The 14,150-nt window shown below is 49.6% G+C and carries 11 protein-coding genes; 8 read left to right on the top strand and 3 right to left on the bottom strand.

Annotation, left to right across the window (positions count from 1 at the left end):
* Positions 1-99: 99 nt before the first annotated feature.
* From Mal48_RS15405 to Mal48_RS15385, 5 genes are all read left to right on the top strand, one after another.
* The gene (locus tag Mal48_RS15405) at positions 100-570 is read left to right on the top strand and encodes a PTS sugar transporter subunit IIA (protein WP_145201355.1); all 471 of its coding nucleotides are present in this window, start codon (positions 100-102) and stop codon (positions 568-570) included.
* Positions 571-909: 339 nt separating this feature from the next.
* Positions 910-1,230: an HPr family phosphocarrier protein gene (locus Mal48_RS15400; RefSeq protein ID WP_145201352.1), complete on the top strand. Its 321-nt coding sequence runs from the start codon at positions 910-912 to the stop codon at positions 1,228-1,230.
* 545 nt (positions 1,231-1,775) lie between these two features.
* Positions 1,776-3,530 carry a phosphoenolpyruvate--protein phosphotransferase gene (gene ptsP, locus Mal48_RS15395; protein WP_145201349.1) on the top strand — a complete coding sequence of 585 codons (1,755 nt, stop codon included), beginning with the start codon at positions 1,776-1,778 and terminating at the stop codon, positions 3,528-3,530.
* Positions 3,531-3,774: 244 nt separating this feature from the next.
* Positions 3,775-5,379: an inverse autotransporter beta domain-containing protein gene (locus Mal48_RS15390; protein ID WP_145201346.1), complete on the top strand. Its 1,605-nt coding sequence runs from the start codon at positions 3,775-3,777 to the stop codon at positions 5,377-5,379.
* A 146-nt stretch (positions 5,380-5,525) separates the two neighbouring features.
* Positions 5,526-5,966 (top strand): 3-hydroxyacyl-ACP dehydratase FabZ family protein, encoded by a 441-nt coding sequence (locus Mal48_RS15385; RefSeq protein ID WP_231739617.1) that lies wholly within the window; start codon positions 5,526-5,528, stop codon positions 5,964-5,966.
* Between the two features lie 63 nt (positions 5,967-6,029).
* Here Mal48_RS15385 and pheA read toward each other — a convergent pair whose 3' ends face one another.
* Complete coding sequence (gene pheA / locus Mal48_RS15380; protein ID WP_145201343.1) at positions 6,030-7,178, bottom strand: prephenate dehydratase; 1,149 nt, start codon at positions 7,176-7,178, stop codon at positions 6,030-6,032.
* A 384-nt stretch (positions 7,179-7,562) separates the two neighbouring features.
* Positions 7,563-7,973, bottom strand: a complete 411-nt coding sequence (locus Mal48_RS15375) for a bifunctional nuclease family protein (protein WP_145201340.1) — start codon at positions 7,971-7,973, stop codon at positions 7,563-7,565.
* Positions 7,974-8,274: 301 nt separating this feature from the next.
* On the opposite strand from Mal48_RS15375, the gene Mal48_RS15370 reads away from it, so the two are divergent.
* A complete protein-coding gene (locus tag Mal48_RS15370) occupies positions 8,275-8,655 on the top strand; it encodes a thioesterase family protein (protein WP_145201337.1) in 381 nt (126 codons plus the stop codon).
* On the opposite strand, the gene Mal48_RS15365 is transcribed toward Mal48_RS15370, so the two are convergent.
* Positions 8,632-9,408, bottom strand: a complete 777-nt coding sequence (locus Mal48_RS15365; protein ID WP_145201334.1) for a (5-formylfuran-3-yl)methyl phosphate synthase — start codon at positions 9,406-9,408, stop codon at positions 8,632-8,634. The genes Mal48_RS15370 and Mal48_RS15365 overlap by 24 nt on opposite strands.
* A 509-nt stretch (positions 9,409-9,917) precedes the next feature.
* Here Mal48_RS15365 and Mal48_RS15360 point away from each other — a divergent pair.
* Both Mal48_RS15360 and Mal48_RS15355 read left to right on the top strand, forming a co-directional pair.
* On the top strand, positions 9,918-11,336 hold the full coding sequence (locus Mal48_RS15360; protein WP_145201331.1) for a sigma-54-dependent transcriptional regulator: 1,419 nt from the start codon (positions 9,918-9,920) through the stop codon (positions 11,334-11,336).
* Between the two features lie 511 nt (positions 11,337-11,847).
* Complete coding sequence (locus Mal48_RS15355) at positions 11,848-14,136, top strand: tetratricopeptide repeat protein (RefSeq protein WP_145201328.1); 2,289 nt, start codon at positions 11,848-11,850, stop codon at positions 14,134-14,136.
* Positions 14,137-14,150: the final 14 nt, after the last annotated feature.

The raw sequence follows: 14,150 nt of genomic DNA, 5'->3' as shown, positions 1-14,150 counted from the left end.
GAGATCGCCCCCCAACGTTCCAGGTTAGCCCCAGACACATCAAATCGACGACGCAGTCGATCTTAGATTCGTTTTAATTTTCCAGCAGGACTACGACAGATGAAACTCACAGAGTTCGTCGTTTCAGATGCAATTCTTCCAGAACTCGTCGCTGATTCAAAGGAATCCGCTATCCGTCAGATGGTTGCCAGCCTTAAGCAATGCGGAAAGATTAATGAATCTGATGAAGAAGCGATTGTTTCTGCCATCTCGAAGCGTGAAGAACTCGGTTCGACTGGTATTGGTCGTGGAGTCGCAGTTCCGCACACGAAGCACCCATCTGTTGAATCAATTATCTCAACTGTTGCACTTTGTCACAATGGGCTCGATTTCGATAGCCTCGACGGCGAAGATGTCTACATCCTGTTTCTGCTGATCTCTCCACCCGATCGCCCCGGAGATCACTTGCGTGGACTGGAAACAATCACCCGTTACCTGAAAAAAGATGACTTTTGCAGCTTCTTGAAGCAAGCTCGCACAAAAGCGCAAGTCATGGACCTGCTTCAGGAAGCGGATGACAACCTCGTGTAGAAGTGAACCGGAAACCTGAATCTGACCTCCCGAGTCTTCGAAGATTTTAAATCGCGAAAAACGAAGAATCAGGAACGTCAAATATTCAAAAAACTTCACCAGAATGGTTTCTGCTGCACTAATTCACAGAGTTTGTGGATTATTCTGTGTCACAAAACCGCAATTTTTATTAAACTGAGTCTGAGGCGCTGTGAAAGTGACTTGGAAATTCTCACAAAGATTGATGTTCACACGTAATCTTTGAGAACCTGTTCCGGACTGTCGCTGTCCTACAATTGTCGATGACTCCATCGTGGACCATCAAAAGGTCGTCTCCCAAAATATTAATCATAGTTCGTAATGAGTGAACTTAACGTCGGTCGCTTTGATCCTATCATGTCGGAACCCGATTCCATCCGCCGAAACGTGCGGCTGAAACTCGCACAAGGTCTTCACATTCGTGCCTGCTCGAATGTGATTGCCATTGTCAGCGATTTTGCGGGTAAAGTCTTAATTCATGTTGGTGACAAAAGTGCGGACGCATCTTCCATGTTCGATCTTTTACTGCTCACTGCGGTGCCTGACTCCGATTTAGTCATCGAAGCATCTGGTGATGGGGCTGAAAGCATCGTCGAAAAACTGGAAGACCTCTTCTCAAAACAAACCGATCCGGTTGAGTGAGTCCGCGTACTTTCTGAACCTGCCATTCAGGTCGGTCTCTCATTTTCTTCATGAACTCTTGCCAGCGGTGATGCTTCTCACTGCCGATGATTCATTCGCCCTGAATCACCAGTCACCTGTGTGGAAATGATCCTGCTTCTGACACTCTTTTGCGTCTTCTTTGCATCGATAGGCCATTTGAAACGATGCCACTCATGGGGGGAATCAGGACCGCTGAGGTGTTGTCTTTCGGCGACCAACAGCAATTTTATTAGAGAAATGCGTTCCTCGCGGGCACACTGCAGAGCAAACTGCTCTAACTTTAAGAAGAGACTTCACATCGAGACCCATCTATCTCGGCATTGGACACGCATCTTTTCTCTCGTTTGCTACAATAGTGCTTTGCTATGATGCAGGCATCTCATCGTTCATTTCGATTGATGATTTTCCCTCACTCTGAGTTTTTTAACGAATATTGTCCTGCGGACTGCACGCTCTGAAAGCCTGGGCATTCAGAAAGTCCAGAAAAGTTCCACCGTGGACGTGGTCATAAATTTTGAGGTCCGATGCAAGTTAGAAATGGAATAGCTGTTTCACCGGGCGTGGCGATGGGGCCTGCCTTTGTGCTGGGCGTTGAGGATTTTCGAATCCCCCACGACACCCTGAGCGTTACCGCTGTGGAATCAGAGATCGCAAGATTACGCTGCGCATTGGAGAATGTCGCAAAAGAAATTTCCGCGAACGAAGCACTTGCCGAGCAGCATCTAGGGAAAGAGTACGCTGCGATCTTCGCTGCGCATCTTCAATTTGCCCGCGACCCCAAATTGCTTGAGAGGATTGAGTCCTTAATCCGTGAACAGCACCAGACTCCCGAGTACGCTGCAACTCAGGTTCTGCGAAAATTCGCCAGAGAGTTGCAACATCTAGGTGACAAATACCTTGCTGAACGGGCAGCTGACATTTTTGATCTAGAGCGCAGTTTGCTGCGGCATCTCCTCGGTGAACAGCGTGAGGAACTCTCGCACCTGACTGCTCCTGTGGTCGTGTTGGCTCACAACTTAACACCCAGCGAGACGGCCGGTTTAAACTCAAAATATGTCAAAGCCTTTGTCACTGAGACCGGCGGAAGTACAAGTCATACGGCCATTTTAGCGGGGGCTTTAGAGATTCCAGCGATTGTTGGAGTCGGTGAGTTTATCTCAGACATTTCAGGCGGCGAGATGATCATCGTCGATGGGAATGAAGGTCGCCTGATCATTGCTCCCGACGCAGAGACCCAAGCTCGATACCTGACGGAGCAGGAACGATTCCGCACTCAAAGTCTTGCCCTGCAAAAACTGAAGCTTGGTCGTGTCCAGACAAAGGATAAGGTCGACATCGAAGTGTGCGGCAACATCGAGTTTCCAGAAGAAGCGAAAACGTGCAAGAAACGAGGTGCAGACGGAGTTGGCTTATATCGTACTGAATTTCTTTACCTCGGATCGATGCGAGAACGGACGGAGGAAGACCACTACAACGCTTACTCCAAAGTCCTTAAGAAATTCCCAGAACTTCCCGTCACAATTCGGACGTTAGATGTCGGCGCGGACAAGATTCCAGACTCAATGAGGGCCATTTATCGCGATCACTCCAACCCCGAACTCGGTTTACGGAGTATCCGCGTCAGCTTGGAGCATACCGATCTTTTCAAGACACAACTGAGAGCGATTCTTCGCGCGGCTGTTCACGGAAATGTTCGCGTAATGTTTCCCCTTGTCTCGTCGATCGGAGAGTTCCGGCAGGCAAAAATGGTCTTGCGGGACGTGTGTGAAGACCTTGAAGAACAGAAGATCGAACACAAACCGGACATCCCCGTCGGGATGATGGTGGAAGTCCCATCCGCAGCTATCATGGCTGATGAATTTGCCCGTGAAGTCGACTTCTTCTCGATCGGGACCAACGATCTCATTCAATACACGCTCGCAGCTGACCGCTCGGACCCGTCGGTGGCAAAGTATTACAACGCCTCAGACCCTTCGGTGCTCTTTCTCGTTCGCCGGGTTCTCTTTGCCGCAAGAGATGCAAACTTGCCGGTTTCTGTCTGCGGTCAAATGTCTTCGGACCCCAAATTCATTCCGCTGCTCCTCGGCATGGGGTTGCGTCAGTTGAGCGTCACTCCGCAAAAAATCCCGTTGATCAAACAGTTAATCTGCAACATCTCCATCGAAGATTGCCAGAAACATGCAAAAAAGGTCTATCAGCTTGATCTTGCTCGCGATATTGAAAACTTTTTACGTGGCGAATTGAAACGATTTCTGCCCGAATCAGAGGTCTCTCGGTAGAGCAATTTCTCCTGTCATGTGCCTGTGAAGGACTCGATTCTCTTATAAAATCGCTTTTGTCACGCGGCAGAATCTGGGCACCTGTTCGAAAGATGCTCTAACTTTTGATGCGTATTCAAACCGGCGAAACTTGCTGTTCAACACCGTTGTGCAGGTCAATCAACGGTCCTCCGTTGACCTGCATCGGCCCTGCGACGTAGTAAATCAGGATTGTTCGTATCCTTGATTTATTTAGGTCGAGTTCATGCGCACCAAGATTGCGCTTACACTCATAGTGATGTTGCAAGTTGCTTCGCTCTCATCTGCACAGAGCGACGCCCCGCCCCCTTCGCGCTTCGTCCGTCGCCACGAAGTTCAAGCTCCACCTCCGTCTGGTCCCATACGAAGCGTCGAAAGAATCACCGAGACTCAAACGCAGGAAATAGAACGAGTTCAGTTCGCTGAACCTGTCCCTGCCCCTCCTGCAGAACTCCCGGCTCGTCCACTTGAATCACTCGCGAAACCGGCTCCTCGGCAAGAGAAACTAACAGCCCCACCCTTACTCGCTCCGCTGCTTCCGGGAAATCCGACTGTCGCGAAACCAGTCGATCAAAACGAGACGCTGACTGTTGAATCGCATAATCCGCCCCCTGCTGCACCGAATTTATTTAAACCGACTCCGGCTGAAAAGCAAGTTCCCGTTGGACAACGAGGGACCTGGGTTCCAGTGAAGCAGGAACCTAAGAAGCCGATTCAGGAAACGGTCATCGAACAGACAGCATCTCGTCCAGCAGCTCGTTCTGCTCTTGAGCCCACACCTGTGCAGAGAGAACTGATTGACCTCCCGTTGGCACCTCCTCCACCTCCTGAGGAGCCTTTGCGTTTCACCCAGGCTGAACCTCAAAGACTCGCTGCGCCCAGCGTTCCCGTTGCTCCTGTGGACCCACCACCTTTGGGAATCAACGACTATGGTTTAGCACCTGCAGCTGAAGAAAATTTTGTCAGCTCACCATTATCCAGCCCGCCAACACAATTCTACAACGATCCAATTTTCAATGGAGACTGTTGGTATCAGGGAGACGAATTTCACTCGGGATGCGACTCGATCGGATACGATCAAATTTCGCCACTTATCGATTTGGGACTCAAGGGTGGCAATGATCGCTCACTACTGAATGTCAGGGCATTCCTTCCGCTTTGGCAAAATGATATCGATTTCGTGTTTGCCGATATTCGTGGACGTTTTGACGACAAAGAGAGTAGCCAAGGTGAATTTGGCTTGGGGTACCGAACGTTCATTTCGCCTGAGTGGATTTTCGGAATCTATGGTTACTATGACTTGCTCAAAACCAATCAACGAAATCGATTCAATCAGTTTACGACTGGGATCGAATTTCTCTCCGAGGACTGGGATGTCCGTCTGAATGGATACTTCCCGAATGAGGGAGGCAAACCCTCGAAGTCTGCGAACGGAATTTCTAATGGAACTATTATCAGCAACGCCTATCAAGAGCGGGCTGCCACTGGATTCAATACGGAAGTTGGCAAACGCATTGTCCACTGGGGACGGTACGACTCCAACGAACTTCGCTGGTTCGTGGGGTACTATCACCTTGAGAATTCTGCTCCAGGGTTCAAAAAAATGAGCGGCCCGAGCACACGACTTGAGTATCGCAGTTACGATTTGCCGTGGTTGGGAGAACAGTCTCGCCTGACCGCGGGGCTCGAAGCCACATCCGATAAAGTCCGCGACGACCAGTATTGGGGATTTGTGAACGTTCAGATTCCTTTCTCTCCGAAATGGAGTCGTAAGAAGCTCGATCCACTTCGCCGTCGCTTCGTCGACTTACCGGTACGAGACATCGACTAGAGCATCTTTCGAATTGATTTGCAGGATCTGCCTCGTGGCGAACTGCATTTTTTTATTAGAGAAATGCGTCCTTCACAGACACACGGTAGAACAGTTTGCTCTGCTTCTGAATACAACATTCCACTTTATTGACGACGGACGTGATCGTGAAAAGTTTGACTCAAGAACAAATCAAAGAACAGATTCCGCATCGAGACCCGTTTTTGTGGTTGGATGAGGTTGTTGAGATGAACGAAACCAGCATCCACGCGAAGAAACTCATTACCGACGACTTGGATGTCTTTCGCGGACATTATCCGAACTTCCCGATTCTTCCGGGAGTTCTGCAATGCGAAGCGGCATTCCAGGCAGGCGCAGTACTGATCGCCCAGATTCTGGAAACGGGAACAGGCGAGGTTCCGGTCGTCACTCGATTGAACAACGTCCAGTTCAGAAAGATGGTTCGCCCCGGCGACACTCTCGATATCGAGGTTGAGCTGACTGAGCAACTCTCAAATGCCTTCTTCCTGAAAGGCAAAGTTTCCGTTTCAGGCAAGGTGACGGTCCGTCTCGAATTCGCATGTTCCGCTGCCAACCCAAGTGCGTAAGGGCTGCGTAAAGGCTGACGGAGAAACAATGCTAGACGAGGAAACAAAATTTCGGTCGCGATATCAGTCTGCGATATCAGTCCGCGGATAGGAACCAAGAACTTCTAAGCGAACAGCTTTCTTTTCGAGACTCGTCAAAGCTTTTTTGATCTTGGGGTCTTTCGAATGGCCTTCAAAATCGAGAAAGAACAGGTATCCGGTTTCAGGACCGCGTAGCGGGAATGATTCGATCCAGGTGAGATTGATCTTGTTCGTCTTGAACGCATTCAAGGCGTCTGTCAACGAACCGGGACTGTGCGGAATTTGCAGTAGCAAGGCCGTCCGATCCCTCTTCGTTGGCTTTGTGTCTTGATCACCGATGATCGCAAATCGGGTCACGTTATATGCATTGTCTTCAATAGAGTCCGCTACGATATCTAACCCGTATTGGACAGCAGCCTGTCGACTAGCAATTGCAGCGGCCCCAGGTTTGCTTTGAGCGAGGGCAGCCGCAGTCGATGTACTGGTGACATCATGCAACTGAGCGTTTGGCATGTTCCGTGCAAGCCAGTCTCGACACTGCGAGAGAGCCTGCGGCTTGCTGTAGATTTCAGTGATCTCACTTCGAGGTGATCGCGAAAGTAAGTTGTGGTGAACGGCGATTTGAACTTCACCACAAATCCTCAATGGCAACCGGGTGAACATATCGAGGGTATCGACGATGCGGCCATCAGTGCTGTTTTCAATCGGGACGATTCCGAACTCAGCGTGCCCTTTGTTCACTTCCTCAAAAACAGCTGCAATCGAATTGACTGGAATCAAATCGGCGGTCTTGCCGAACTTCTCCAGAGCAGCCAGGTGAGTGAAGCTGAATTGTGGCCCTAAGTAAGCGACGCGGACTTCTTTGACTTGTTCTCGAGCCGAGCTGAGGACCTCGCGGAAGATGCTCTTCAAAACTTCCTGATCGATGGGGCCTTTGTTATAGCTTGCGAGTTGCTCCCAAAGTTCTCGCTCCAGTTGAGGATCAAACCAGACCTCGCGACGATCTGTCAGTTGTTCCAATTCACCAATCGTGAGCTTCAACCGTTCATTGAGGAGCTTGACGATCTCTTTGTCGATGGATTTCAACCGAACAGCAGGGTTGACTCGTCTTGGTTTCGTAGCAGGCTTTGCCTTGGCTGCCTTCTTGGTAGGAGTCGAACTGGACGGTCGAGTTGTCTTTTTCTTTGCCATCGGATGCAGTCTCAATCAGAGAGTAATTATGCCCCGCGGTGGACTCATCCCTCTGAAGACAGCACTCGCTGTGAGAGATAATCTCCAGTCTTCTTGCCCACGGGTAGTCAAGAACGCTTGCATCAACAAGCGCTGCATCCCTGCTCTAGAACCTTTCTCCGTCCGTCTCTCAACTTGTTGAGATCGCTTTGTACTTGTGGGTCTTGCCGATGTCAAGCTTGCGAGCTTACATTAACTATCTCTCTGTTTTGTCGCAAGTCGTTGTTGTGGAGAGACTTACGGTAGACTTTCCGCAGTGTGATTGAAACCTGTAATCAAGATCTCACAGCCAGACCAAATTACCTCAGCGGCTTAATCGTTACAGTTCACACACCCAATTGGTGCTTAATCCGGCAGTGTTGAGGCTTTGACGACTTCTTCGTCAACGAATATTGGTAATGGCGGGTCATAGTGAGCAATTAATGCAATTGCATCGCTGGGGCGACTATCAACTTCAATGACCTCGCCGTTGTGCTTAATACGGATGACCGCATAATAGGTGTGTTCGACCAGATTCGTAATTACGATATCCTGAACTTCTCCCCCCATCTCTTCGATCACACTTTTGAGGAGATCATGGGTGAGCGGTCGCTGCGGGACCTGGCCCTGCACGCTGCGATTAATACTGGAGGCTTCAAAAATTCCAATAACGATCGGGAAATTTCGTTTTTCTCCATCGACCTCACTCAAGTAGACGACCTGATGATCATTGATCTCGCTGATAATGATTCGGGCAAGTTCCATTTTAATAAGCACGCTCAGATCTCCGCTCATTCGAGATTGTTCGAATCCATCAGTATAGGGACCATGAAATTAGAACATCAAGACCCCACGACTACTCCAGTCAAAGCTGATCTCCTTTCGCATCGGGAACAAGGGGACTTCGTGTGGCCAGGCCGTTTCGTGAGACCAGATTTGCTCTAAAAACATTTTTCGAGCGAAATAAAAACGAAACAGACGTCATCCCCGTAATCGGCCCTCATTTCTGTATTATCTTCCACTGGGGTCCAGTGTTTCTGTTCCAGTGTTCGCGTTCCTTAAAAACTGAACTTTCAAAATGAAATCAGGCCTCAAAACCGGGGTTCGTCACAAGTCCCTTCGACGTATCAACGAATCCCACACTATTACTTTCGAAGGGCTTCCGCCGGTGCTGGCAACACCATTTTTAGTGTGGCTGCTGGAAGAAACAGCGATGGAACTGATTCAGCCCTTCCTTGAAGATGAAGAACTGACGGTCGGAACTTCCGTCGAAATCGAACATCAGGGTGCGGCTCTCATTGGCGATGACGTGACTTTCTCGGCGACGGTCGTCCAGATTGATGGACGGGACTTGTTGTTTCGGGTGGATGCAACTCTTGAAGGGAAAACGATTTCAAAAGGTCTTCATCGCCGTAAGTTGGTTTCTCGGCCAAAATTACTCCAGAAATTGACTCGCTGAGGCTCCCCTGAGCCGTTCTTGCAACTCTTGAATTCTCGCTGCAGAAACCTCTGAAGTTCTCTGATCTTGAATACAGGCTGCCGAACGAACGGCGATGACATCTACTGCCCTCCCCGCCGGTACGTTCTCCGAGAACTTTGAAAAGTGCGACACATCTGCCAGGGTCAGTTTGCCAGCAATGGAACAGAACATCCCATGTTGATGGATCACTTTCAGGAAATGCTTCAACCTGCTGTCACTGACCCAATCAGAAAACCGCATGTCGTTTTTCTGGAAAGTATCAAACAGTACGCCAGCGCAATCTGACGCCGCAGCTGCTTCGATCACATCTTCGATCTCGGGAGCATTTGCATTTGCAGAATCCACATAAGCAACCGCCACACAGCGTGGCGTAGATTCACCGTTTTCTGGACCAAGTTGATCCCGCATGTGCTGCCATGTGGCTTGCCAGTTCTCCTTTCCGTGCATCCCTGCGAGCCCGATTTTGAAATAGTTGAAGCCGCTTAAGGAGGCAGGAGGGACTAACGGGGCAAACTCAACAAGTTCCCCGCAGGCTGCGCTCAGCTGACAACGTGAATTGACAGCTCGGACACTGGCGACGCATTCTCGGAGAACAGTTGGAAGAACCATACCCAGAGAACCCTGCTTAGGTTCTTTGAGGTCGATGATGTCGACGCCTGCTTCAGCCGCGATACGTGCTTCTTGAGCGTTGCGGACACTCACGAGAAGTTTGGGGAGCATTTTCAGAACCATTGGGCACTTTCGTGTTTATTGTGTCCGTGGAGAGTGCTTTCCACCTGATGAATCACTCATCACCACAGGACGGGGCACGTGCATCTTTTCCCAAAGATGCAATCGCGGATGATAAGGCCAACAGGCAGGCTAAGTCATCTCCGCCTAAAGTTGATGTTAGTTCTTGAAGCTGCACGCGCACGCATCTGCCAATCTGACCGAATCTTGTGACAATCAAAGCTTGTTGAAGCAGGATTGAGGTAATTCGTTGATTCCTGTCGAAATAATAAGAGACGTTTTTACAAAAAGGGCATGTGGTGGCATGATTTCCATCAAGAAATCGAATTGCCACGTTTCTACGTTTCTGTTATCACACTCATCTCATTCAATAAATATTCATGACCGACAAACTTAGGCCGCTGACAAAACTCTCGAAACGATTGTCATTCTCTTGAGTTCCAATCGCTTCTTCAGGTTTTGTAAGTGTTCCTTATTTCTAAGTGCGTCGTTGCAGCCGACAGGAAGTCAATATGTCGTCAAGGACTGACGACGCGAGCGCAAAGGGCGCTCAGCGTTTGCGATTGCTGTTCGTCGATGATGAGGCACCGATCCGTATGGTGATGGGTGACGAGCTCGAACAAATTGGTCACGATGTGACAGTTTGTGAAGGTGGTCAGGAAGCTATCGATGCTCTTTCAGAAAATGCATACGATGCCGTCATTACCGACCTGAAGATGCCTGGGATCGATGGTTGGGGTGTGATCGAACACATCAACAAGCAGAAGATCGAGACGGACATCATCATCAGTACCGGTCACGGCGGGATTGAAGATGCTATTCGTGCGATTCGCTCGGGAGCTTACGACTTCCTTCGCAAACCTTATAAAATTGTCGAGATCGCCAACGTTCTTAATCGAGTGGCAGCGAAACGGTCGCTCGAAAATCGTGCGATGGCACTTGAAACAGAGTTGCAGTCGGTCCGTGGGAAGACTCAACTCATCGGCGAAACTGAGCCAATGCAGCGAGTCAAGACGCTCGTTGAACGTATCGCGCCGACCGATTCAAGTGTTTTGATTCTCGGAGAAACCGGAACCGGTAAAGAAGTTGTCGCCCGGAGTATCCACGAACACAGCTCCCGTTCCAAAATGCCGTTTGTCGCAGTCAACTGCGGTGCGTTGCCAGACAATCTCGTCGAGAGTGAACTCTTCGGCCATAAAAAAGGTGCGTTCACAGGAGCAGAGACTCCTCGCAAAGGTCTTATTGAAGTCGCCAACGGAGGGACATTGTTCCTCGATGAGCTTGGAGAACTCGATAAATCTATGCAGGTCAAGATGCTTCGCTTCCTGGAATCTGGCGAAGTCCGCCGCGTGGGAGAAAACGAATCGTTCAATGTTGACGTTCGTGTTGTGTGTGCAACGAATCGAAACCTGCAAGACATGGTCGCTGAAGGCAGCTTCCGCGAAGACCTTTTCTTCCGAGTCAATACATTCGAAATTCGTCTCCCTTCCCTGCGTGAGCGCAAAGATGACATCCACGAACTGGCACTGTTCCTGATTGCTCGATGCACGAAGCGTGCCTCAGTGCGACGCGACCTGATTTCGCCCAAAGCTGTCGAGATGATGCGTTCGCACGACTGGGCAGGAAACGTGCGCGAGCTGGCGAATGCAGTCGAACATGCTGTGATTCTTTCTGGTGGACAAACGATCGAGCCGGAACATCTTCCGGGTAGCGTTTCGAGAAAAGCTGGCAGCTCCGATAAACCATTCCTGGTCACCAACTTCACTCACCCACTCACGCTCCGTGAGATCGAGGAAGAAGTGATCATGCAAACTCTCGAGAAGTATAACGGCGATAAACCACAAACTTCTGATGAGTTGGGAATCGCTTTGAAAACGCTTTACAACAAGCTGAACCAATACCAGAACCACGATCAGGCCGACGCTGCATAAGTCGGCGCTGCTTAATTGCAGCAGCCAAAAGCGAGTCCACTTCGTCGTCGCCAGGAACCATCAACTGCAGGAATCATCGTCCCGGAGAGCCATTCGGGACGATGGTTTCGTGGCCCTGCCCTGTTCGAACAGCTTGCTCTCCATTGTGCCCGTGAAAGCCGCTTTCACTAACTTCTGGACCGCTCTCCATAAGCTTGGCTCTCAAGACCAGTCATGTGATCAATCTTTCCCTGTCAGGTCTGTTGAACAAATATCGCCTGGTACTTGAGTCACTCGAAAAATCTTTCTGGACAGCATGGTCGAGGAGATTTGTACTTGAGTCGGCTCCCAGGCTCACGTTCTCTCTGCGTCATCGCTACTCTAAGGAAACTGAAACTGACTCACCCGTCGTCTGAGAGTTGGTGGCTAAAACGAGAATTTTGCAAACAGGTTCCTGTTGGTCAGTTGGAAACGAATTGACTATGATTTCAGCATATCTTATCCACGGTTCATAGAAACCGAGAAAGGAATCATGATGACGGGATCATCTCGTAAAACTTTTCAGTCAATCTTGATAGCGATGTCGTTGCTCTTTGTATTTGCTGCCAGCGCAATCGCAGAGACAAAGTTGCCACCAACGCCAGAATTGCCTCAACGAGCAAGCCGCTTTGAAGGTTTAATCAATCCGCAAACTGGTGAAGTCGTCCGAACGATGACGCCGAAAAATCCCGAATCTGCTCAATCGCAAAAGAAGAAGTCCGCTCTCGCACGATACATGGCTGGCCGGATTGCCATGGAGCGACGTCGAATTCCAGCGGCTCTTCATGAGTTCGAGCAAGCAATCAAGCTCGATCCAAGCTCAATCGATCCATACAAAGCTATCATCCCCCTGCTGCTAACCAACCCTCGTCGTGTGGAAGAAGCCGAGAACTATGCCTTGCAGGCGGCTCAAAAAACTGATCAGGGGTACGAACTGGTCATGGTGATGGCAGCTGTGTATCAGCGTCAGACTAAAATCGACCAAGCGATTGACCTGATGGAGCGAGCACTCGGCACACGTTCGATTCAATCAGGCACGAAGGAGGAGTTGCTCACTCAGATCGGACTCGGATTGTATCACCGTCTCAACAAAGATTTTGACAAGGCAGCCGAGAAATACGAACTGGTCATGAATCGCATTTTGAATGGCGACGTCGACGGTTCCGACCTTGATGACCTGTTGAAGAATCCCGGTCAGAACTTTGACGAGTTTGGAGACACCTTCTTAAAAGCTGGCAAACCAGAGCTGGCTCTCAAAGCTTATGAAGAAGCCTCTAAGCATCGCGTTGCGAAACCCGGACTGCACAGCTTCAACCTTGCCACAGTCTTCCAACAGACTGGAAAGCCAGAGGAAGCACTCAAGTCTTTGCAAGAATACTTTGACGCTCAACAACAAGGCCGAGGCCGCGCACCATACGTACTACTGGAATCATTGCTGAAAGAACTGGGCAAAGAAGACGAGCTGATCAGCCGGTTGGAAACTTTGCTCAAGAACGATGAGTCAAACGACGTGCTCCGTTACTTTCTGGCAGATCTTGTCTTGAAAAATGGGGAACTTCCCAAAGCAAAAGAGTTGTTCTCGCAGGGCGAAAAATCTGTCAATGACCCGCGTGCCCAAGTCGGACTCCTAACGATTCTGATCCAGGAAGGAAACGCGGAGGAGATCTTCGAGTTGCTCCCCAAAGCCTATCAGCGAATCCCACGCGGAAACGACGAGGATACGCTTGAGCAAATGCAGGAAGATGTTCGCGCACTTTCAGAAAGTTTTGAAGCACAACTGGACGCATTGAAAGAAAACGAAGAGCTGATAACAAAAGTCTTTGACCACGCGCGTACTCTCAAAAAGGGAGACGAACCGTCTCTGGAATTTCTTCAAGCTTACATTCTGGGAAAACTGGCGACCGAGGCGGACGACGCAGACGCAGCGATCGAGTTTTACAAGTTTGCCATTGGGATGCGGAACGATCCTCCCACATTGCTCTACACGGAAATTGGCGGATACTTGCTCGATGCCAAAAAGTACGAAGAAGCCATTCAAATTCTTAATGAAGCATTGGCGAACCCATCGAGTACTTTGCAAAACGACCGATGGCGATTGCTGTTCTTCCTCAGCTACGGTCAAGAGTTTCAAGGCGAAACAGAGCAGGCATTGAAAACTGTTGACGAGGCGATCCGTACCGCCCCCGAACAGTTACATGGTCGCTTGGAGTATCAGAAAGCCTGGATTCTCTATCATGCTCACAACCTTGACGAAGCACTCACGCAGTTTCAGAAAGTGATTCAGTCATTCCCTGAGGATCAGAGCGTTGTTCAGGATGCCCGCTTTAGAGTCTCTGCGATTTACGTTGAGCAAGGAGACTTCCCCAAAGGCGAGGCGATTCTCGAAGAAGTGCTTAAAGACGATCCAGACAACACCCAGGCCAACAACGACCTTGGATACTTGTGGGCAGATCAGGGCAAGAATCTGGATAAAGCGCACAAGATGATTCAGAAGGCGATTGAGTCCGAGCCTGAAAATCCGGCTTATCTCGACAGCATGGGGTGGGTCCTTTTCAAAAAAGGAAACTACAAGGAAGCCGCCGAATACTTGACGAAGGCGACTGAGCAGAAGAACGGCGACGACAGCACGATCTTTGATCATCTGGGGGATGCTTTGGAAAAACTTGGCCAACATGAAGAGGCTCAAAAGAACTTTCAAAGAGCCTTGGAAATTGAACAGGAGAAACCTCACCCAAGTGAAAAATTACTCAAAGAGATCAAAGCAAAACTGAAATCGGATTAAGATCCAGACCGAAC

The organism is Thalassoglobus polymorphus (assembly GCF_007744255.1).
GTDB classification, from domain to species: domain Bacteria; phylum Planctomycetota; class Planctomycetia; order Planctomycetales; family Planctomycetaceae; genus Thalassoglobus; species Thalassoglobus polymorphus.
This window is presented reverse-complemented; position numbering and strand designations above follow the sequence as displayed.

What these genes read in the sequence shown, in the direction of transcription:
- Mal48_RS15405 (WP_145201355.1), top strand. Translation starts at nt 100, where the DNA reads ATGAAACTCACAGAGTTCGTCGTTTCAGATGCAATTCTTCCAGAACTC.
- Mal48_RS15400 (WP_145201352.1), top strand. Translation starts at nt 910, where the DNA reads ATGAGTGAACTTAACGTCGGTCGCTTTGATCCTATCATGTCGGAACCC.
- ptsP (WP_145201349.1), top strand. Translation starts at nt 1,776, where the DNA reads ATGCAAGTTAGAAATGGAATAGCTGTTTCACCGGGCGTGGCGATGGGG.
- Mal48_RS15390 (WP_145201346.1), top strand. Translation starts at nt 3,775, where the DNA reads ATGCGCACCAAGATTGCGCTTACACTCATAGTGATGTTGCAAGTTGCT.
- pheA (WP_145201343.1), bottom strand. Translation starts at nt 7,178, where the DNA reads ATGGCAAAGAAAAAGACAACTCGACCGTCCAGTTCGACTCCTACCAAG.
- Mal48_RS15370 (WP_145201337.1), top strand. Translation starts at nt 8,275, where the DNA reads ATGAAATCAGGCCTCAAAACCGGGGTTCGTCACAAGTCCCTTCGACGT.
- Mal48_RS15365 (WP_145201334.1), bottom strand. Translation starts at nt 9,408, where the DNA reads ATGGTTCTGAAAATGCTCCCCAAACTTCTCGTGAGTGTCCGCAACGCT.
- Mal48_RS15360 (WP_145201331.1), top strand. Translation starts at nt 9,918, where the DNA reads ATGTCGTCAAGGACTGACGACGCGAGCGCAAAGGGCGCTCAGCGTTTG.
- Mal48_RS15355 (WP_145201328.1), top strand. Translation starts at nt 11,848, where the DNA reads ATGATGACGGGATCATCTCGTAAAACTTTTCAGTCAATCTTGATAGCG.